The sequence below is a fragment of the Variovorax boronicumulans NBRC 103145 genome (assembly GCF_001591345.1).
In the GTDB taxonomy this organism is placed as follows: domain Bacteria; phylum Pseudomonadota; class Gammaproteobacteria; order Burkholderiales; family Burkholderiaceae_C; genus Variovorax; species Variovorax boronicumulans.
This window is the reverse complement of record NZ_BCUS01000032.1, coordinates 1-20,603: the sequence shown is the minus strand read 5'-3', so window position 1 is coordinate 20,603 and position 20,603 is coordinate 1. Positions and strand designations below refer to the sequence as shown.

At 70.0% G+C, this 20,603-nt stretch carries 18 protein-coding genes and 1 pseudogene; 13 read left to right on the top strand and 6 right to left on the bottom strand.

Annotation, left to right across the window (positions count from 1 at the left end):
• The first annotated feature begins 2 nt into the window (after positions 1-2).
• From murD to VBO01S_RS32660, 10 genes are all read left to right on the top strand, one after another.
• Entirely contained in the window at positions 3-2,282 is a 2,280-nt protein-coding gene (gene murD, locus VBO01S_RS11825) for a UDP-N-acetylmuramoyl-L-alanine--D-glutamate ligase (RefSeq protein ID WP_082818103.1), read from the top strand.
• Positions 2,279-3,574, top strand: coding sequence for a putative lipid II flippase FtsW (gene ftsW, locus VBO01S_RS11820; RefSeq protein ID WP_062474228.1), 1,296 nt, complete (start codon positions 2,279-2,281; stop codon positions 3,572-3,574). The genes murD and ftsW overlap by 4 nt, the downstream gene beginning before the upstream one ends.
• Positions 3,571-4,635, top strand: a complete 1,065-nt coding sequence (gene murG, locus VBO01S_RS11815) for an undecaprenyldiphospho-muramoylpentapeptide beta-N-acetylglucosaminyltransferase (protein WP_062474226.1) — start codon at positions 3,571-3,573, stop codon at positions 4,633-4,635. The genes ftsW and murG overlap by 4 nt, the downstream gene beginning before the upstream one ends.
• Positions 4,632-6,095, top strand: coding sequence for a UDP-N-acetylmuramate--L-alanine ligase (gene murC, locus VBO01S_RS11810; protein WP_062474224.1), 1,464 nt, complete (start codon positions 4,632-4,634; stop codon positions 6,093-6,095). The genes murG and murC overlap by 4 nt, the downstream gene beginning before the upstream one ends.
• Positions 6,092-7,063, top strand: a complete 972-nt coding sequence (locus VBO01S_RS11805) for a D-alanine--D-alanine ligase (RefSeq protein WP_062474222.1) — start codon at positions 6,092-6,094, stop codon at positions 7,061-7,063. Before murC ends, VBO01S_RS11805 begins: the two co-directional genes overlap by 4 nt.
• A 3-nt stretch (positions 7,064-7,066) precedes the next feature.
• Entirely contained in the window at positions 7,067-7,855 is a 789-nt protein-coding gene (locus VBO01S_RS11800) for a cell division protein FtsQ/DivIB (RefSeq protein WP_062474220.1), read from the top strand.
• Between the two features lie 20 nt (positions 7,856-7,875).
• Positions 7,876-9,105, top strand: coding sequence for a cell division protein FtsA (gene ftsA, locus VBO01S_RS11795; protein ID WP_056575685.1), 1,230 nt, complete (start codon positions 7,876-7,878; stop codon positions 9,103-9,105).
• Between the two features lie 170 nt (positions 9,106-9,275).
• Positions 9,276-10,490 (top strand): cell division protein FtsZ, encoded by a 1,215-nt coding sequence (gene ftsZ, locus VBO01S_RS11790; RefSeq protein WP_062474218.1) that lies wholly within the window; start codon positions 9,276-9,278, stop codon positions 10,488-10,490.
• Positions 10,491-10,822: 332 nt separating this feature from the next.
• A complete protein-coding gene (gene lpxC / locus VBO01S_RS11785) occupies positions 10,823-11,746 on the top strand; it encodes a UDP-3-O-acyl-N-acetylglucosamine deacetylase (protein WP_062474216.1) in 924 nt (307 codons plus the stop codon).
• Between the two features lie 25 nt (positions 11,747-11,771).
• Positions 11,772-11,948, top strand: a complete 177-nt coding sequence (locus VBO01S_RS32660; protein WP_167394968.1) for a hypothetical protein — start codon at positions 11,772-11,774, stop codon at positions 11,946-11,948.
• A gap of 10 nt (positions 11,949-11,958) precedes the next feature.
• On the opposite strand, the gene VBO01S_RS11780 is transcribed toward VBO01S_RS32660, so the two are convergent.
• Positions 11,959-12,906 (bottom strand): LysR family transcriptional regulator, encoded by a 948-nt coding sequence (locus tag VBO01S_RS11780; protein WP_062474214.1) that lies wholly within the window; start codon positions 12,904-12,906, stop codon positions 11,959-11,961.
• A 114-nt stretch (positions 12,907-13,020) separates the two neighbouring features.
• Here VBO01S_RS11780 and VBO01S_RS11775 point away from each other — a divergent pair, with 114 nt between their 5' ends.
• Positions 13,021-14,343 carry an alpha-methylserine aldolase gene (locus VBO01S_RS11775; protein WP_062474212.1) on the top strand — a complete coding sequence of 441 codons (1,323 nt, stop codon included), beginning with the start codon at positions 13,021-13,023 and terminating at the stop codon, positions 14,341-14,343.
• A 4-nt stretch (positions 14,344-14,347) separates the two neighbouring features.
• Here VBO01S_RS11775 and ruvC read toward each other — a convergent pair whose 3' ends face one another.
• The gene (gene ruvC / locus VBO01S_RS11770; RefSeq protein ID WP_062474210.1) at positions 14,348-14,896 is read right to left on the bottom strand and encodes a crossover junction endodeoxyribonuclease RuvC; all 549 of its coding nucleotides are present in this window, start codon (positions 14,894-14,896) and stop codon (positions 14,348-14,350) included.
• Between the two features lie 148 nt (positions 14,897-15,044).
• Between ruvC and VBO01S_RS11765 the strand changes: the two genes are divergently transcribed.
• Positions 15,045-17,129, top strand: coding sequence for a tetratricopeptide repeat protein (locus VBO01S_RS11765; protein ID WP_062474208.1), 2,085 nt, complete (start codon positions 15,045-15,047; stop codon positions 17,127-17,129).
• Positions 17,130-17,152: 23 nt separating this feature from the next.
• On the opposite strand, the gene VBO01S_RS11760 is transcribed toward VBO01S_RS11765, so the two are convergent.
• Positions 17,153-18,142, bottom strand: coding sequence for a phosphatidate cytidylyltransferase (locus VBO01S_RS11760; RefSeq protein ID WP_062474206.1), 990 nt, complete (start codon positions 18,140-18,142; stop codon positions 17,153-17,155).
• Between the two features lie 4 nt (positions 18,143-18,146).
• Positions 18,147-19,007, bottom strand: coding sequence for a lysophospholipid acyltransferase family protein (locus VBO01S_RS11755; protein WP_062474204.1), 861 nt, complete (start codon positions 19,005-19,007; stop codon positions 18,147-18,149).
• Positions 19,008-19,016: 9 nt separating this feature from the next.
• Between VBO01S_RS11755 and VBO01S_RS11750 the strand changes: the two genes are divergently transcribed.
• A complete protein-coding gene (locus tag VBO01S_RS11750) occupies positions 19,017-19,454 on the top strand; it encodes a ribosomal maturation YjgA family protein (protein ID WP_062474284.1) in 438 nt (145 codons plus the stop codon).
• Here the strand turns inward: VBO01S_RS11750 and mtgA are convergent.
• Both mtgA and aroE read right to left on the bottom strand, forming a co-directional pair.
• On the bottom strand, positions 19,399-20,142 hold the full coding sequence (gene mtgA / locus VBO01S_RS11745) for a monofunctional biosynthetic peptidoglycan transglycosylase (RefSeq protein WP_062474202.1): 744 nt from the start codon (positions 20,140-20,142) through the stop codon (positions 19,399-19,401). The genes VBO01S_RS11750 and mtgA overlap by 56 nt on opposite strands.
• Positions 20,139-20,603: pseudogene (gene aroE / locus VBO01S_RS11740) on the bottom strand (shikimate dehydrogenase); the annotation flags it as partial. The gene mtgA and the pseudogene aroE, both read right to left, overlap by 4 nt.

Below are 20,603 nucleotides of genomic sequence, written 5' to 3'. Positions count from 1 at the left end.
CCATGCGGCACCTGAAAGACCTCCCCGTTCTCATCCTCGGCCTCGGCGCGTCCGGGCTGGCGATGGCGCGCTGGTGCGCGCGCCACGGCGCGGTCGTGACCGTGGCCGACACGCGCGAGGCGCCCGCCTCGCTCGCGACACTGCAGGCCGAGCTGCCTGACGCCACCTTCATCGGCGGGCCGTTCACGGCCGCGTTGGTCGAAGGCACGCCGATCCGCGCCGTGTACCGCTCGCCGGGCCTGTCGCCCGCGACGCTGGCGCCGGTCGTCGATGCCGCCAAGGCCGTGGGCCTCGTGGTCGGCGGCGAGCTGGACCTGTTCGCGCGCGCGCTGCTCGACCTGCAGACGGTCGAGGTGCCGGTGGTGGAAGCCGAGGCGGAAGTGCCGGTTGAAACCGCCGTGGTCGAGCCTGTCGTTGAAACGCCGGCCCAGGCCGAACTGGCCTTGAGCGAAGAAGCCCCTGTGGCGGACGCTGCGGTGGTCGAGACGCCGGAAGTGCCTGCGCCGGAGGCTGCTGCGGTTGTCGAAGGCGAGCCCGAAGCGGCCGCGCCCGTCGAAGCTGTTGAGGCGACCGAGGCGGTTGCACCCACGGAGGCCGTGGCCGCTGAGTCGACCGAAGCCGCACTGCCAGTCGATGCGCCTGCCGCAGAAGCCGAGCCTGTTCCCGTCGAACCGACCGAAGCCGCTGAAGCCACCCCGCCCGCCATGGCCGAAGCCATGCCGCGCGATGCATCGCTGAGCGTGCCGGTGACGCCGCCCACCGAAGACGTCGTCGCCGAAGGCGCCACGACGGAAGACGCCACCACGGAAGACGGCGCAGTACCAGCCGCCACCGACACGCCTGCCGTGTCGCCCGCACCCGCCGCCACCGGCTCCCGGCTCCCGACCCCCGGCAAGCCCTACGTGCCCACCGCGGCGCGCGAGGCCGCCGAGTTCGTCGCCAAGATCGCCGAGCTGTCCGCCACCAACCCGGCGTCGGCCGCGGTCGAGGAAGAGGCCACGCCGCAACTCGAACTCGTGCCCGAACCCGAGCCCGAAGCGCCCAAGGGCTACACGCCCGCCGTGCTCGCCATCACCGGCACCAACGGCAAGACCACCGTCACCTCGCTCACCGGCCAGCTGGTCGAGCGCGCGGGCAAGACCGTGGCCGTGGCCGGCAACATCGGCCCCACGCTGCTCGACACGCTGGCCGGGCACCTCGACGCCGGCACGCTGCCCGACGTGTGGGTGCTCGAACTCTCGAGCTTCCAGCTCGACGGCGTGCAGGGCTTCGAGCCCACGGCCGCGACCGTGCTCAACCTCACGCAGGACCACCTCGACTGGCATGGCGACATGCCGGCGTATGCGGCTGCCAAGGCGCGCATCTTCGGCGCCAAGGGTCTGTTGATCCTGAACCGCGACGACGCCGGCGTGATGGCCATGCTGCCGCCGCCGGTCAAGGTGCGGCTGCAGCGTCCGCAGATCCGCACCCACGTCACCTTCGGCGGCGCGATGCCGCTGCGCCCGGGCGACTACGGCATCGAGCGCATCAACGGCGTGGCCTGGCTGGTGCGCGCGCTGGAAGCCGACGAAACGCAAAAGCGCAAGCGCGGCGCGGTGGTGGAAGAAGAGCTCTTCTTCCAGCGCCTGATGCCCGCCGACGCGCTGCGCATCCGCGGCCGCCACAACGCCATGAACGCGCTGGCCGCACTCGCGCTCGCCAGCGCCGCCGACTGCCCGCTGGGCCCGATGCTGTACGGCCTGCGCGAGTACCGCGGCGAGCCGCACCGCGTCGAGCCGATCGCCATCGTGGACGAGGTCGAGTTCTTCGACGACAGCAAGGGCACCAACGTCGGCGCCACCGTGGCCGCACTGAGCGGCCTCGGCGAGGAGCGCCGCGTGGTCGTGATCCTCGGCGGCGAAGGCAAGGGCCAGGACTTCGAGCCGCTGGCCGACCCCGTGCGCCAGTACGCGCGCGCCGTCGTGCTGATCGGCCGCGACGCCCCGCTGATCGAGGCCGCGCTGGCCTCCACGGGCGTCTCGCTGAAGCACGCGGGCTCGATGGAAGAGGCGGTGAAGCTCGCTGCCGCGCGCGCCCATCCCGGCGATGCCGTGCTGCTGTCACCGGCCTGTGCGAGCTTCGACATGTTCAAGGACTACGCGCACCGCGCCGAGGTGTTCTGCGAGGCCGTCGAGGCTTACGCCGACAGCCCGCGCGAGGCCGTGGGTGGCGACGACGCGGTGGTGTCGTACGTGCCCGGCGCGTCGCTGTCCACCGCCGGATCGATGGAGGACCCGATTTGAACTCCGCAGCCGCAGGCCAGGAAACCAGCACCGGCAGCCGTTTCGGCGGCTGGTTCCGGCGCGCCCGCAGCGGCATGGATTCGCTGCCCGTGCACCTGCCCGTGCGGCTGGGCGGTGCCGGTGTCGCGCAGACCAAGGCCACGCCGATGCGCGTGCTGGGCTTCGACCAGGCGCTGGTCTGGGTCACGGTCGCGCTGATGACCTGGGGCCTGATCATGGTGTATTCGGCCTCGATCGCGCTGCCCGACAACCCGCGCTTCGCGCGCGCCGGCTACAGCGCCTCGTACTTCCTCACGCGGCACGCGGCTTCGCTGGTCATCGCCTTCATCGCCGCGCTGCTGACCTTCCAGGTCCCGATGAAGACCTGGGAGCGCGCCGCGCCCTGGCTCTTCGTGGCTTCGCTGCTGCTGCTGGTGGCGGTGCTCATTCCGCACATCGGCATCAACGTGAACGGCGCGCGCCGCTGGCTGCCGATGGGCTTCATGCGCTTCCAGCCATCGGAGCTGGCCAAGTTCGCGATGGTGCTCTATGCCGCCAGCTACATGGTGCGCAAGATGGAGATCAAGGAACGGTTCTTCCGCGCCGTGCTGCCGATGGGCATCGCGGTGGTGGTGGTCGGCATGCTGGTGATGGCCGAGCCCGACATGGGCGCCTTCATGGTGATCGCCGTGATCGCCATGGGCATCCTGTTCCTGGGCGGCGTGAACGCGCGCATGTTCTTCGTGATCGCGACGCTGGTGGTGGTGGCCTTCGGCTCCATCGTGGCGAGCAGCCCGTGGCGCCGCGAGCGCATCTTTGCGTACCTCGATCCGTGGAGCGAAGAGCACGCGCTGGGCAAGGGCTACCAGCTGTCGCACTCGCTGATCGCCATCGGGCGCGGCGAGGTCTTCGGCGTGGGCCTGGGCGGCAGCGTCGAGAAGCTGCACTGGCTGCCCGAGGCGCACACCGACTTCCTGCTGGCCGTGATCGGTGAAGAGTTCGGCCTCATCGGCGTGCTGCTGATCATCGGCCTGTTCCTGTGGCTCACGCGCCGCATCATGCACATCGGCCGCCAGGCGATCGCGCTGGACCGCGTGTTCTCGGGCCTCGTGGCCCAGGGCGTGGGCGTGTGGATCGGCTTCCAGGCCTTCATCAACATGGGCGTGAACCTGGGCGCACTGCCGACCAAGGGCCTGACCTTGCCGCTGATGAGCTTCGGCGGCTCGGCGATCCTGATGAACCTCGTGGCGCTCGCCGTCGTGCTGCGCATCGATTACGAGAACCGCGTGCTCATGCGGGGAGGTCGCGTATGACCGGCCGTACGGCACTCGTCATGGCGGGCGGCACGGGCGGCCACATCTTCCCGGGTCTCGCAGTGGCCGAGGCCCTGCGCGAGCGCGGCTGGCGCGTGCACTGGCTGGGCGCGCCCGGCAGCATGGAAGAAAAGCTCGTGCCCCCGCGCGGCTTCGCCTTCGAGCCGGTGCAGTTCGGCGGGGTGCGCGGCAAGGGTCCGCTCACGCTGTTCCTGTTGCCGCTGAAGCTGCTGCGCGCCTTCTGGCAGAGCCTGGCCGTGGTGCGCCGCGTGAAGCCCGACGTACTGGTGGGCCTGGGCGGCTACATCACCTTCCCGGGCGGGATGATGGGCGTGCTGATGGGCAAGCCGCTGGTGCTGCACGAACAGAACTCGGTCGCCGGCCTCGCCAACAAGGTGCTGGCGGGCGTGGCCGACCGCGTGTTCACGGCCTTCCCGAACGTGCTGAAGAAGGCGCAGTGGGTGGGCAATCCGCTGCGCGCGGCGTTCACGTCGCAGCCCGATCCGGCCACGCGCTTCGCGGGCCGCACGGGGCCGCTCAAATTGCTGGTGGTCGGCGGCAGCCTGGGCGCGCGTGCGCTCAACGCCGTCGTGCCGCAGGCGCTGGCGCGCATCGCGCCCGCCGAACGCCCGCAGGTGCTGCACCAGAGCGGCGCCAAGCAGATCGACGAACTGCGCGCCAACTATGCGGCGGCCGGCGTCGAGGGCGAACTCACGCCCTTCATCGACGACACCGCGCAGGCGTACGCCGAGGCCGACCTCATCGTCGCGCGCGCGGGCGCCAGCACCGTCACCGAAATCGCGGCCGTCGGCGCAGCAGCGCTGTTCGTGCCTTTCCCCTCGGCGGTCGACGACCACCAGACCACCAACGCGCGCTTCCTCGTGGACGCGGGCGGCGGCTGGCTGGTGCAACAGACCGACCTCACCCCTGAATTGCTGGCTGATTTGCTACAGAAAACCGAACGCGCGACCTTGATCGACCGGGCCACCAAGGCCAAGACCCTGCAGAAGACCGAAGCAGTGGACGCGGTTGTCCGCGCCTGCGAGGAGCTTGCGAAATGAAGCACGCGATCCGTCACATCCACTTCGTCGGCGTCGGGGGCTCCGGCATGAGCGGCATCGCCGAGGTGCTGCTGAACCTGGGCTACAGGATCACCGGCTCCGACCTGTCCGACAGCGCCACGCTGCGCCGCCTTGCGGGCCTGGGCATCGGCACCTTCGTGGGCCATGCCGCCGCGCACATCGACGGCGCCGACGCGGTCGTCACCTCCACCGCCGTGCAGTCGGACAACCCCGAGGTGCTGGCCGCGCGCGAAAAGCGCATTCCGGTCGTGCCGCGCGCGCTCATGCTCGCGGAGCTGATGCGCCTGAAGCAGGGCATCGCCATCGCCGGCACGCACGGCAAGACCACCACCACCAGCCTGGCTGCCAGCGTGCTCGAGGCCGCCGGGCTCGACCCGACCTTCGTGATCGGCGGGCGCCTGAACAGCGCCGGCGCCAACGCGCAGCTGGGCAGCGGCGACTACATCGTGGTCGAGGCCGACGAGTCGGACGCCTCGTTCCTGAACCTGCTGCCCGTGATGGCGGTGGTCACGAACATCGACGCCGACCACATGGAGACCTACGGGCACGACTTTGCGAAGCTGAAGAAGGCCTTCGTCGATTTCCTGCACCGCATGCCGTTCTACGGCGTGGCCATCCTGTGCACCGACGATCCGGCGGTGCGCGAGATCGTGGCCGACGTGACCTGCCCGGTCACCAGCTACGGCTTCGGCGAGGACGCCCAGGTGCGCGCCATCGACGTGCGCGCCGTCGGCGGCCAGATGCATTTCACCGCGCAGCGCCGCAACGGCGTGACGCTGCCCGACCTGCCCATCGTGCTGAACCTGCCGGGCGAGCACAACGTGCGCAACGCGCTGTCGGTGATCGCCATGGCGGTCGAGCTCGGCATTGCCGACGAAGCGGTGCAGCGCGGCCTCGCCGGCTTCAAGGGCGTGGGCCGCCGCTTCCAGAGCTACGGCGACGTGGCCGTGCCGAACGACACGGCAGGCGGCACCTTCACCGTCATCGACGACTACGGGCATCACCCGGTCGAGATGGCGGCCACCATCGCGGCCGCGCGCGGCGCCTTTCCGGGGCGCCGGCTGGTGCTGGCCTTCCAGCCGCACCGCTACACCCGCACGCGCGACTGCTTCGAGGACTTCGTGAAGGTCATCGGCACGGCCGACTCGGTCTTGCTGGGCGAGGTCTATGCCGCGGGCGAGGCGCCCATCGTGGCCGCCGACGGCCGCACGCTGGCGCGCGCGCTGCGCGTGGCCGGCAAGGTCGAGCCGGTGTTCGTGGACGACATCGTCGCCATGCCGCAGGCCATCCTGGACAACGCCCGCGCGGGCGATGTGGTGCTGTGCATGGGCGCGGGCTCCATCGGCGCGGTGCCGGGCAAGGTGGTCGAACTCGGCACGCCGCCCGCACCCTCATCAACAACTTCAGAGCGCACTGTGCGCAAGGGGAGGGCCGCGTGAGCCTTCAGGATCCACAACTTTTCGGCAAGGTGGCCGTGCTGTTCGGCGGCAGTTCCGCCGAACGCGAGGTGTCGTTGATGTCCGGCGCCGGCGTGCTGCAGGCCCTGCGTTCGCGCGGCGTCGACGCGCACGCCTTCGACCCGTCGGAGCGCGAGCTGACCGACCTGAAGCGCGAAGGCTTCGCGCGCTGCTTCGTCGCGCTGCATGGTCGCCACGGCGAAGACGGCACGGTGCAGGGCGCGCTCGAGCTGCTCGGCATTCCCTACACCGGCTCGGGCGTGATGGCCTCGAGCGTGGCCATGGACAAGGTCATGACCAAGCGCATCTGGCAGGCCGACGGTCTGCCCACGCCCAAGTACGTGCGCCTGGCCTTCGACCAGCAAAGCCGCGAGCAGATCATGGTCGTGCCCGACGTGCTCGGCCTGCCGCTGATCGTGAAGCCGCCGCGCGAGGGCTCGTCCATCGGCGTGACCAAGGTCGAGGGCTACTCGCAGATGCAGGACGCCGTGGCGCTGTCGGCGAAGTTCGATGCCGACGTGCTGTGCGAGGAGTTCATCGACGGCGAGGAAGTCACCTGCGCCGTGCTCGGCCAGGGGCTCGATGCACGCGCGCTGCCGGTGGTGCGCATCGCCGCGCCCGAGGGCGCCTACGACTACCAGAACAAGTACTTCACCGACGACGTGAAGTACCAGTGCCCGAGCGGCCTGCCCGAGGCCGAGGAACGCGAGATCCAGCGCATCACGCTGGCCGCGTACCACACGCTCGGCTGCCGCGGCTGGGGCCGCGCCGACGTGATGATCCGCGCCAGCGACCGCAAGCCCTTCCTGCTCGAGATGAACACCTCGCCCGGCATGACCAGCCATTCGCTGGTGCCGATGTCGGCGCGCGCGGCGGGCATTCCCTACGAAGAGCTGTGCGTGCGCGTGCTCGCGTCCGCATCGCTGGATGCCAAGGGAGGCGCGAACTAAGCCATGGCCGACAGCATCCCCGCTCCCTTCGACGTCAAGCTGATGAACATCGTCGCGAACGTTGCGTTCGTGCTGGTGGCGCTCATGCTGCTGGCGGCGAGCGCGTGGTGGGTGCTGCGCCAGCCTTTCTTCCCGATCTCGGGCATCAAGGTGGACGGCGAGGTCACGCACAACAACGCGGTCACGCTGCGCGCCAACGTGGCGCCGCAGCTCAAGGGCAACTTCTTCACCATCGACCTGGCGCGTGCGCGCACCGCCTTCGAGACGGTGCCGTGGGTGCGCAGCGCGGTGGTGCGGCGCGAGTTCCCGAACAAGCTGCGCGTGACGCTGACCGAGCAGGTGCCGGTGGCGGTGTGGGGCGACGAGGCCGGCTCCAAGCTGATCAACGGCTTCGGCGACGTGTTCGAGGCCAACGTGGCCGAAGTCGACGCCGACCTGCCGCGCCTGGACGGACCGATCGAGCAGGCCGGGCAGGTGCTGGGCATGTACCGCGTGCTCGCGCCGATGTTCGAGCCCTACGACTTCGACATCGCCGAGCTGCGGCTGTCCAGCCGCGGCAGCTGGAAGGTGCTGCTGGACAGCGGGGCCGAGATCGAGCTCGGCCGAGGCCAGAGCGACGAGGTGTCGGCGCGCCTGCAGCGGTTCCTGAAGACCGTGACGCAGGTCGCGGGCCAGTACCGCCGCACGGTGGCCGACGTCGAACGCGCCGATCTGCGCCACAACGACGCGTATGCCCTGCGGCTGCGCGGCGTCACCACGGTCTCGCCCGAGGCCCCAAGAAAAATCAAGTAGCGAATACCGAGGACATCTACATGCCCAAAGAATACAAAGACCTGGTCGTAGGCCTGGACATCGGAACCGCCAAGGTGATGGTGGTCGTGGCCGAGGTGCTGCAAGGCGGCGAGCTCAAGCTGGCCGGCCTGGGCATCGCGCCCAGCAACGGCCTCAAGCGCGGCGTCGTGGTGAACATCGACGCCACCGTGCAGAGCATCCAGCAGGCGCTGAAAGAAGCCGAGCTGATGGCCGACTGCAAGATCAGCCGCGTCTACACCGGCATCACCGGCAGCCACATCCGCGGCATCAATTCGAGCGGCATGGTGGCGGTGAAGGACAAGGAAGTCACGCCCGCCGACGTGGCCCGCGTGGTCGAGACGGCGCGCGCCATCAACATCTCGAGCGACCAGCGCCTGTTGCTGGTGGAGCCGCAGGAGTTCGTGATCGACGGCCAGGACGTGAAGGAGCCGATCGGCATGAGCGGCATGCGCCTGGAGGCCAAGGTGCACATCGTGACCGGCGCGCAGAGCGCGGCCGAGAACATCATCAAGTGCGTGCGCCGCTGCGGCCTGGAGGTCGACCAGCTGATGCTGAACCCGCTGGCCTCCAGCCAGGCGGTGCTCACCGAAGACGAGCGCGAACTGGGCGTGGTGCTGGTCGACATCGGCGCTGGCACCACCGACGTGGCGATCTTCACCAACGGCGCGATCCGCCACACGGCCGTGATCCCGATCGCGGGCGACCTCATCACGAGCGACATCGCGATGGCCCTGCGCACGCCCACCAAGGACGCGGAGGACATCAAGGTCGAGCACGGCTATGCCAAGCAGCTGCTGGCCGACCCTGAATCGCAGGTCGAAGTCCCCGGCCTTGGCGATCGCGGCCCGCGCATGTTGAGCAAGCAGGCGCTTGCCGGCGTGATCGAGCCGCGCATCGAAGAAATCTTCTCGCTGGTGCAGCAGGTGGTGCGCGAGTCGGGCTACGAGGAAGTGCTGTCGTCGGGCGTGGTGCTCACGGGCGGCAGCGCCGTCATGCCCGGCATGGTCGAGCTCGGTGAAGACATCTTCCTGAAGCCCGTGCGTCGCGGCATTCCGAAGTACTCGAGCGCGCTCTCGGACATGGTGGCGCAGCCGCGCGCGGCCACCGTGATGGGCCTGCTCGAGGAGGCACGTTTTGCACGCATGCGTGGTTTCAAGGTCGCACAGAAGAACGGGTCCGTAAAGACTGCGTTCGGACGTTTCAAGGACTTCATCGTGGGGAACTTCTGACCATGAACCACTCCCCACTCTGGCTCGCACGCGCGGGCCCTCCGCTGCATTTCAATGAGCGATGGCGACGCACCGGTCCACCATCGCGACGGCGATCCCGTTGATCACGTCACGGCAAAAGAAATATTCATAGACACATAACGGCAACTGCAATATTCAAGGAGTTAGAAATGACCATCGAAATGATCGAAGTCGAAGAATTCAACCAGGGCACGCAGATCAAGGTGATCGGTGTCGGCGGCGGCGGTGGCAATGCGGTCGCCCACATGATGGAGCGTGGTGTGCAAGGCGTGCAGTTCGTTTGCGCCAACACCGACGCGCAAGCCCTGCAACGCAGCAACGCGCACAAGAACATCCAGCTGGGCATCAGCGGCCTGGGCGCCGGCAGCAAGCCCGAGAAGGGCCGTGACGCGGCCGAAGCCGCGGTGGACGACATCCGCGCCGCCATCGACGGCGCGCACATGCTGTTCATCACGGCCGGCATGGGCGGCGGCACCGGCACCGGCGCGGCACCCGTGATCGCGCGCGTGGCCAAGGAAATGGGCATCCTGACGGTGGGCGTGGTGACCAAGCCCTTCGACTGGGAAGGCGGCCGCCGCATGACCAACGCCGACGCCGGCCTGGCCGAACTCGAAGCCAACGTCGACTCGCTGATCGTGGTGCTCAACGAGAAGCTGCTGGACGTGCTCGGTGAAGACATCACCCAGGACGAAGCCTTCGCGCACGCCAACGATGTGCTGAAGAACGCCGTGGGCGGCATCTCGGAAATCATCAACGAGTACGGCGGCGTGAACGTCGACTTCGAAGACGTGCGCACCGTGATGGGCGAACCCGGCAAGGCCATGATGGGCACCGCTGCCGCAGCAGGCCCCGACCGCGCGCGCATCGCCGCCGAACAGGCCGTGGCCTGCCCGCTGCTCGAAGGCATCGACCTCTCGGGCGCCAAGGGCGTGCTGGTGCTGGTGACGGCGTCGAAGGGTTCGCTGAAGCTGAACGAGTCGAAGCTCGCGATGAACACCATCCGCGCCTACGCCTCGCCGGACGCGCACGTGATCTACGGCGCCGCCTACGACGAAAGCCTGGGCGACCAGATGCGCGTCACGGTGGTGGCCACGGGCCTGTCGCGCGCCGACGCACGCCGCCAGGCCCCGACGCTCGAAGTGATCCGCACCGGCACCGACAACATCCCGTTCACCGTGCCGACGCTCGGCGGCGTGGGCCACGCGGGTGGCGGTTCGGGCAGCCAGCCCAACTACGACGGCATGGCCGTGCCCAGCGTGTGGCGCACCAACCGCACGATGGCCGCCGCCAAGGTCGACGCACTGTCGTCGGGTGGCATGGACGACTTCGAAATCCCCGCATTCCTGCGCCGTCAAGCAGACTAAATAGGCTCGCCCCCAGGCTACGCGCACTTCGTGTCGCTTCTCCAACCCCCTACCGGGGGCAACACCTGCGGCCCGGCAAAGCCGGTTCCGCGGTGTTTCGCGAAGTGACACGCCACCGAACGCAGAGGGCACGAGGGTTCGCAAGGGGACGGGGAAGACCTGAAAGGGACTGACCCCCGGCTCTAGGCGCTGCGTCCACCTCGTGCCCCTTGCGTCCACCGCCGGGGGCTCCCCGGCTTTTTTGTTCTTTCTTATCTGACCGGTCCATGTCTATCGCGGCCATAGCGAAGGGAATAGGGCGTCACGGTCGCCGCCCGCCTAAAATCTCGGGCGTGCTGCAACAACGAACCCTCAAGTCGATCAGCCGCGCCGTGGGCGTGGGGCTTCACAGCGGCCAACGCGTGGAGCTGACCCTGCGACCGGCCCCCGCCGACACGGGCATCGTGTTCCGTCGCGTCGACCTGCCCGAGCCGGTCGAGATCCGCATGACCGCCGAAGCGGTCACCGACACGCGCCTGGCGTCCACCGTCTCCACGGGCGGCGCCAAGGTGCAGACCGTCGAACACATCATGTCCGCCTGCGCGGGCCTGGGCATCGACAACCTCTACATCGACATCACGGCCGACGAAGTGCCGATCCTCGACGGGTCGGCTTCGTCCTTCGTGTTCCTGCTGCAAAGCGCGGGCATCGAGCTGCAGAAGGCGCCGCGCCGCTTCATCCGCGTGCTGCGCAAGGTCGAGGTGCGCGAAGGCGAGGGCGCCAACGAGAAGTGGGCGAGCCTGGAGCCGTACCACGGCTTCAAGCTGAGCTTCGAGATCGACTTCGACCACCGCGTCGTCAACTCCACCGGCCAGCGCGTGGATTTCGATTTGGGCGCCGACTCGTACAGCCGCGACATCGCGCGGGCGCGTACCTTCGGTTTCACCAAGGAACTCGAGTACATGCTCAGCAAGGGCCTGGCACGCGGAGGCGGCCTGGACAACGCCATCGTCATGGACGACACCAAGGTGCTCAATGCCGGCGGGCTGCGCTACGACGACGAGTTCGTGAAGCACAAGATCCTCGACGCCATGGGCGACCTGTACATCATCGGCAAGCCGCTGCTGGCCGCGTACACCGCGTTCCGCTCGGGCCATGCGCTCAACAACAAGCTGCTGCGCGAGCTGCTCTCGCACAGCGACGCCTACGAGGTCGTGACCTTCGAGGACGAGAAGCGCGCACCGCGCGGCTTCGGCGAAGTGGCGCGGGCCTGGTAAGCCCGGCGCACGCCTTTTCTTTCCGATGCTTCTCTTTCGCTGGGCCATCCTGCTGCTTCTGCTGGTGGCGGGCGTGTCCTTCGCGTTCTATGCGGGGACGGGGCAGGTCAAGTACCGCCGCTTCGGGTGGATCGTGTTCAAGTGGACGGTGCTGGCGGCGCTCGGCTTCTTCGCCGTGCTGATCGCCGAGCGAGTCGCGTAGAGCCAGCCGTTCAGTCGACGAGGGCCTGCAAGGCCTGCACCTGCTGCGCAAGCAGCGGCCCCTTGCGGTGCGCGGGCACCAGCAGCATCAGCGTGTCCCCCAGCGCCTTCGGCCGTCCCCAGGGCGCGTGCAGCCGGCCTTTCTCCAGCAGCGGCGCCACCAGCCGCTCGCGCCCCATCAGCACCCCTTCACCGTCGAGCGCGGCCTGCAGCGCGAGGCTGTAGAGCGAGAAATCCGGGCCGGCGGCCAGCGCATCGGCCTCGGCTGCCGTGGTGCCGGGGCGCACGGCCTGCAGCCAGCGCGGCCAGTCGTCGCGCCACACCGTGTCGTGCAGGCCGCCGCAGCGCGCGAGCACGTCGAGGAGGTCGTCGAGCGGGCGCGGGCGTGCGCTCTCCAGCGAGGCGCGCACGCGCGGGCTGCACACGGGCACAAGGCGGTCGCGCGCGAGCGCGATGCCCGTCGCGCCGACGGCGGCTTCGGCGCCGCGTGCGTAGAACAGCCCGAGGTCGAAGGGCTCGCGCCGGAAGTTCGGTGGCTGCTCCAGCGCCGTCACCGACACCTGCACGCCGGGCAGCGCGGCCCTCAGCCGCGAGAGCCGCGGCGACAGCCACAGCTGCGCCATCGCCGGCAGGGCCGCCACCTGCAGCGTGCTGCGGCGCGCGGCGGTCTGCGTTTCCTGGCGCAGCGCCTGCACCGCGAGGCCGAGCTGGTCGACCGCCGCACTGAGCGCCGGTAACGCGCGCCGGCCATGCGCGCTGAGCCGGATGCCCTGGCTGTGCCGCTCGAACAGCGCACCGCCGGCCCAGGTCTCGAGCGCCTTGATCTGCTGCGCGACGGCGGCGGGCGTCACGAACAGCTCCTCGGCCGCACGCGCGAAGCTGCCGTGGCGCGCCGCAGCCTCGAAGGCGCGCACGGCCGTGTGCGGCGGCAGGCGAGGGCGGGGTGGGGCGAGAGACACGGTGGGGAGGCCAAGTTTTTCTAGGGCTCGGGCCCAGTTTATCCGTGTTGCCCGTTGGGGCACGGGGCGCGACCATGCGGTCATTCCCTTCCACCACTCCCAGCGAGACACCGCATGCCCGCAGCCCTTCACCGCCGTTCCTGGGTTCCCGCCGCCAGCGAGGACCACGTGCTCGCCATTGCCGCCGACGCCGCTGCGCGCGATGCGGCGGGCGTGGCCGCCGAGATCGAACGCCTCGTGGCCGACAGCCACCGCATCCATGACGTCGACGGGCTGAACCTCAACCCCGCCACCAACGTGATGAACCCCGCCGCCGAGGCGCTGCTGTCGCGCGGGCTGGGCTCGCGCCCATCGCTGGGCTACCCGGGCGACAAGTACGAGATGGGGCTGGAAGCCATCGAACGCATCGAGGTGGTCGCCGCCGAGCTGGCGGCCGAGGTGTTCGGCGCGCGCTTCGCCGAGGTGCGCGTGAGCTCGGGCGCGCTGTCGAACCTCTACGTGTTCATGGCGACCTGCCAGCCCGGCGACACGATCATCGCGCCGCCGCCCGCCATCGGCGGCCATGTGACGCACCACGCGGCGGGCGCGGCCGGGCTCTACGGCCTGAAGACCGTGCCGGCGCCGGTCGATGCCGACGGCTACTCGGTCGACGTCGTGGCGCTGGCCAAGCTCGCGCGCGAGGTGAAGCCCAAGCTCATCACCATCGGCGGCAGCCTGAACCTGTTCCCGCACCCGGTGCCTGCGATCCGCGAGGTGGCCGACAGCGTGGGCGCCAAGGTGCTCTTCGATGCCGCGCACCTGTCGGGCATGGTGGCCGGCAAGGCCTGGCCGCAGCCGCTCGAAGAGGGCGCGCACGCGATCACCATGAGCACCTACAAGAGCCTGGGCGGCCCGGCCGGCGGGCTGATCGTGTCGAACGATGCGGCGCTGATGGAGCGCATCGACGCCATCGCCTACCCGGGTCTCACGGCCAACTCGGACGCGGGCCGCACCGCGGCGCTGGCGCGCGGCCTGCTCGACTGGAAGGTGCACGGCGCGGCCTATGCGGCGGCGATGCGCGACACCGCGCAGGCGCTCGCACGCGCGCTCGATGCGCAGGGCCTGCCGGTGTTCGCCAAGGCACGCGGCTTCACGCAGTCGCACCAGTTCGCGCTCGAGGCTGCGCGCTGGGGCGGCGGGCAGCGTGCGGCGAAGCAGCTGGCCCAGGGCGGGCTGCTGGCCTGCGGCATCGGCCTGCCGATCGCGCCGGTCGACGGCGACATCAACGGCCTGCGCCTGGGCGTGCCCGAGATCGTGCGGCTGGGCTTCACGCCCGAGGACATGCCGCAGCTGGCCGACTGGATCGCGCGGGCATTGGCTGGCGATGCGATGTCGGTGGCCGTCGAGGTGCGCGAACGCCGCCGGCGCCTGGGCGACCTGCGCTACATCGTGCGCTGAAGCCTCAGCGCGAACGCCCTTGCCGGTAGGTGCCGGCGTGGGTCTTCGACAGCTCGGCCGCCTCCGCGAGCCGCGCCATCGAACGGCCGACCTGTGCGTGCGTGATCGCAATGCCCAGCGCGTCCGCCGCGTCGGCGCCCGGCAGGCCGGGCAGGTCGAGCAGGCGCTTCACCATTTCCTGCACCTGCGCCTTCGCGGCCTGCCCGTGGCCGGCCACGGCCTTCTTCATCTGCAGCGCCGTGTACTCCGCCACCGACAGGTTGTGGCTCACCAGCGCCGTCACGCAGGCGCCGCGCGCCTGGCCCAGCAGCAGCGTCGACTGCGGGTTGACGTTGACGAAGATGATTTCGACCGCCGACGCCTCGGGCTGGTAGCGCGCCGTGATCTCGCCGATGCCGTCGAACAGCACCTTCAGGCGCGCCGGCAGGTTGCCGCTGCCCAGGTGCCGGGTGCTGATGGTGCCGCTGGCCACGTAGCGCAGCGCATGGCCGTCCGCATCGACCACGCCGAAGCCGGTGGTCTGCAAACCGGGGTCGATGCCGAGGATCCGCATGAAAAGGAAGCGTAAAGGCCTAAGCCTGGGTGAGGAAGGTTGAAGAAGGTGCGAATTCGCGCGCGATGCGTGGGGGATCGCGGGCAGAATCCGCCGTTCTTGCATTCCGCCCCGCTCCGCGCGGGGCGCGCCACACAAGGAAGCGAAGGTGAATGTAGTCGAGTCCTCCGCGCAGCAGCAACCGAAGCCATCGAACGACGCCCCGGCCTTGCCCGCGCACCTGCAGCAATCTCCTGCCGAACGTGCCGCTGCGAGCTTCCGCCAGGCGGAGCTGTTGAGCGACCTCGGCCGCCGTCGCGAGGCGATCGCCGCCTGCAGCCGGCTGATCGCCGAGTTCGGCGCGCTGCCCGATGCCGCCGTGGTCGTGCCCTGCTGCCAGGCACTGCGGCTGCTCGCGCACGTGCTGCGCCAGCTGCACCGCCCGGCCGACGCGCTGGCCACGCTCGACCGCCTGGTGGCCGCGCACGGCGGGCGCGGCGAGCCCGAGATTCGCGCGCACATCGCCCACGCGCTCTACCAGCGCACCTGGCTCATCGACGACGCCGCGGCGCGTTGCGAGGCCTGCGACTTCATGAGCGAGCAGCTCGATGCGCAGGCCGATGCTGCGCTCGATGCATGGCGGCTCGACGCGCGCCTGCTGAAGGCCGAGATCGAACACCACCGCGGCCTGCCGCAGGACGCATTGGCCACGCTCGAAGCGGCCATCGAACGCTTCGAGGGCAGCGCCGACGCCGGCGTGGTCCTGCGCGTGGCGCGGGCCCGGCTGGCCGCGGTGCTCAACCTGCGCGAACTGGCGCAGCACACGCAGGCGCAGGTGCTGTGCCTGCAGGTGGCCGACCAGATCGAGACCGGGCTGGCCGATGCCGCGCCCGAACTGCGGCTGGAGGGCGTGCGTGCGCTGGCCCTGTTCTTCGACGGCCTCGGGCTCGACGAGGTCGCGCGCCGCGCCGAGCTGGTCGGCTGGCTGCTCGACCGCTACGGCCACGACGCCTCCGCGCAGGTGCGCCGCCTCGCGGCCGTGCGCGCCCACGAGTGGGCCGTGGGGCTGCGCGACCAGGGCGACGGCGAGGCCGCGCTGGCTGCCTGCGAGCGCCTGCTCGGCACCTTCGCGCGTGACAGTGACGCCGTGGTGCAGCGCACCGTGGCCACCACCTTGCTGCACAAGGGCTTCGTGCTGCTCGACCTGCTGGGCCGGCCCGAGGCGGCGCTTGCGGTGTACGAGCCGCTCGTCGCGGCCTCGCGCGACGGCGCCACGCCGGAGATGCGCGAGCTGCGCGCGAAGGCGACGGCCGGGCGCGAGGCCTGCCTGAAGCGCCTGCGCAAGACCGGTGGCCTTGACGTCGGCGAGCTGCCGGCCGAGCTCTTCGATGCGGCGTGCGACACCGTCCGCGAAGGCCGCAAGCTCGGCGACGCGGGCGCATCGCGCGAGGCCATTGCGCTGTTCGACGAGGTGCTCACGGCGCATGCCGCCTCGCCGCACCCGCTCATGCGCCGCCAGTGCGCCCGCGCCCTGTCGCACAAGACCTTCTGCCTGCTGGCGCTCGAGCACTTCGCCGAGGTCGTCGAGGCGGCCGACGCGATGGACGCGCGCTACGGCGCCGATGCCTCCACCGAAATGCAGTCGCAGGTGGCGCTGTGCCTGCAGTACAAGAGCACCGCGCTCGACCGCCTCGCGCGGCCCGCGGACGAAATGCGCGTGCACGACGAGATCGTTGCGCGCTGGGGAAATTCCGAGCTGCCCGACCTGCGCGCGCGCGTGGCCGGCGCGCTGTTCCGCAAGGGCGCGGTGCTGCGCCGCGCGGGCCGCTTCGCCGAGGCCGTGGCCAGCTACGACGAGGTGATCGCGCGCACGGCGATGGCGCGGGACAGCGCCCTGCAGCTGTGGGCCGCCAAGTCGCTGATCAACAAGGCCAAGGCCTTCGACAAGATGGACGACCTGCCGGGCCAGGCCAAGGCCTACCGCGTGCTCATCGCGCGCTTCGGCGAGTCGGGCGACGCGGCCTTGCGCGAGCGTGTGGCCAATGCCTGCGAATGGCTGGCCGAGGCCGAAGGGCGGCAGGGGCGGGTGGCGGCGCAGCGCGAGGCGCTGGAGTTGGCACTCGGGCGTTTCGGCACGGCGCTGTCGGCTGAGCAGCGCACGCGGCTCAAGCGCGAGCTTCAGACGCTCAAGACGAAGGCCCTGGGACGGCGCGCGAAGCAGGCCTTCGACCGGGTGGTGCGGCGCAAGGTCTGATCGCCCACCGCCCGCCCGGTGCTTCAGACGTTGAAGTACCAGCGGATCGAATGGAAGAAGATCGGCGCCGCGAAGCACAGCGCATCGACGCGGTCGAGCAGGCCGTTGGCGCCGGTCACGCCCACGCCCTTCTGGCCCCAGTTCGGAATGCCGCGGTCGCGCTTGAGTGCCTTCATCACGAGGTGGCCCATCGAGCCCGCGACGCAGGCAATGATCGACACCGCGAGCGCCTGCCCGAACTTGAACGGCGTGATGAACGAGAACAGCGCGCCCACCAGGCTGGCCACGACGATGCCGACGCCCCAGCTGGTCCAGTTGAAGCTGCGGCTCACGTTCGGCGCGAACGGCGTGCGCTGCATGCGCCGCGAGATCAGGTGCTGCACCAGCACCGAGGTCTGCACCACGAAAACCAGGAAGAACACGAGGAACGCGCTCTTGCCTTCGTAGCCCGGGAAGGTCAGCAGCAGCAGCGCGGGCACGTGGCTCATGCCGTAGACGCAGACCATGATGCCCCACTGCAGCTTGGCGTTGCGCTCGAGAAAGTGGCTCGGGTCGTTCGCCAGCGCACTCGCCACCGGAATGGCGAGGAACACGTAGACCGGAATGAACACCGTGAACAGGTCGAAGCGCGCGGTGGCCACCAGCCAGAACTGGATCGGCAGCACCACGAAGAACGCGAGGATCAGGCTGCGGTGGTCGCCGCGCCGCGTCGGCGAGAGCGTGATGAACTCGCGCAGCGCAAAGAACGCGATCAGCGCGAACAGCACGGTGGCCACCGTTTCGCCCAGCGCCCAGCCGATCCAGAACACGATCACCATGAACCAGGTGGTGCCCAGCAGCGCGCGGAAATGCGCCAGCTCGGCCTGCCACGATTCGTCGTGCACCGGGTTGCGCCGTTCCTTGAAGCTCAGGAAGAAGACGGCGGTGCTCACGATGACGAGCAGGCCGAAGACGATCAGGAAAAGGGCCGCGACCTGCTGGGTCGGGCTGAGGCTGCGCAGGAACTGGTTCATACCTTCAGACGTCGCGCAAGGCGATCACCGCGGCGCGGGCACGGTCGAGGAAAGGGCGGCGCTCCTCGCCGTCCTCGACGCGGATCGGCGCGCCGAAGGTGACGGAGCACAGGATGGGCACGGGCACGATCTCGCCCTTGGGCATGACGCGCTGCACGTTGTCGATCCAGGCCGGCACGAGGACCACGTCGGGGAACATGGTGGCCAGTGCGTACAGGCCCGACTTGAATTTCTGCGGCTCGCCGGTGTGGCCGCGCGTGCCTTCGGGAAAGATGATGATCGAGTCGCCGCTGCGCAGCGCGTCGATGAGCGGGGCGAGTGGGTCGGCGGCGGGCGGTTCGGGCGCTGCGGCTGGCGCTTCGGGTTCGATGACCGGGGGCGGTGCGACCGGTGGTGGGGGCGGCGGGGGCGCGGGAAGATCGAGCTGTCCCTGAATCTCCTGCGGGCCTTCGGCGGCGGGCGCGTGAGCCATAGTTTCGATCGGCAGCAGCGGCTCCATCGAAGGCTCGATGCGCTCGTCCGGGGCGATGGGCGCGGCGGGTGGCGGTGCTACCGGCGGCGGTGGCGCAACCGGTGCAGCCCCCGTGGCCGCCCGCTCCACATACACCGCGTTGAACACCTCCGTCGTGATCCAGCGCTTGACCGGCGTGTTGGCCCAGTAGTCGCGCGCCGCGATGGGCCGCGTGATGCTGCGCAGCTCCTCGGGCAGCGCGGCCCAGATCATCACGAGGTCCGCGTGGCTCTGGTGATTCGCGAAGTAGATGCGCTGCTCGGCCTTCGGTGGACAGCCGTACCAGCGCGCCTGCGCGCCGGTGAGCAATCGGACGATTCCCAGCAGCAACCAACCTGTGAGCTTTGCCAGCATATGGAGGCGATGATACGGGCCATGCGATGGCGATTCGATCTTCTTTCCCTGGCGTGGGCGGTGGCCCTCTTTGTGTTGCTCGTGCTGCTGGCCACCGTCGGCGCGCGCTGGGGCTGGGTGCGAAGCTTCTTCGGCGACGTGCTGGCCGTGGCGTGGGTGTACGTGGTGTTCAAGACCTTCGTCGCCGCGCGCGTGCTGCCGCTCGCGCTGGCCGCCTTCGGCGTGGGGCTGCTGGTCGAACTGGGGCAGTTCCTTGCGTCGACGTGGCACCTGCACATTCCGAACCGCGCGCTGCGCATCGTGCTCGGCGCCACCGCCGACTGGTGGGACGTGCTGGCCTACGCGATCGGCTTCGTCGCCGTGCTGGCGGTGGAAGGCGCGGTGCGCAAGTTCAGGGCAGGTCGACCGCCGGCATCCGCGCCACGATCGTCGATGCCCGTCCGTTGATGTACGAGGAGTTGGGCCGCCGCTCGAAGAACTTCGGGCTCGGCAGCATCACGGCCAGGCGCGCGGCTTCGTAGGAGCTGAGGCGCGCGGCCGGCTTCCTGAAGTAGTACTGCGCCGCGGCCTCGGCGCCGAACACGCCTTCGCCCCATTCGACGTTGTTCAGGTAGATCTCGAGGATGCGCCGCTTGTCGAGCAGCACCTCGAGCAGCGTGGCGAGCACCAGCTCCTGCCCCTTGCGCAGCATCGTGCGTTCGCCCGACAGCAGCAGGTTCTTCGCGAGCTGCTGCGTGATGGTGGAGCCGCCGCGCAGCGGGGCCGGCTGCACCGGCTTGCCGCGCGCCGCCGCGCGCGCCATGCGCTTGGCGGCCAGCTGTTCGGCGCGGGCGTTGCGCTGGCGCGCACGCTCGATGGCTTCCCACTCGACGCCGTTGTGGTCGACGAAGCCGGCGTCTTCACTCGCGATCACGGCGCGCTTGAGGGTGTCGTTGATCTGCGTGTAGGGCACCCAGTCCTGGCGCCATCCGCCGTCGCGGCCCTGCGAGAGGGCGACGCGCCAGGCCTCGGAGCGCTGGAAGGCCGTGCTCTGCGGATCGATCACAGCCATGGCCGCGATGCGCACCACGAAGAACAGTTCGAGCGCCAGGCCCGCCACCACGAGGCAGGCGATCAGGCGCAGCAGGCCCTTCATGCGCCGGCGGCGAGCGAGGCGCGCAGCTCGGCCAGCACCTGCGCCGACGGCGGGCGCACGCCGCGCCAGAATTCGAAGGCTTCGGCGGCCTGTTCCACCAGCATGCCGAGGCCGTCGCGCGCGACGGCGCCGTGCGCCTCGGCCCAGGCCATGAAGCCTGCGGCGGCAGGGCCGTACATCATGTCGACGGCCAGCGCGCCGGGGCGCAGCACCTGCGCGCGCACGGGCACGGCGTCGCCCGCGAGGCTGGAGGCGGTGGCGTTGACCACCACGTCGAAGTCGCCCGGCACGTCGTCGAGCGCCCAGGCCTCGAGCGTGGCACCGTGGCGCAGCGCGAGCGCGGCATGGCGCTGCACCAGCGCGATGGCCTTGTCGAGCGTGCGGTTGGCCACCACGACGTGCGCGGCGCCCGCGTCGAGCAGCGGCCCGAGCACGCCCGCCGCCGCACCGCCGGCGCCGAT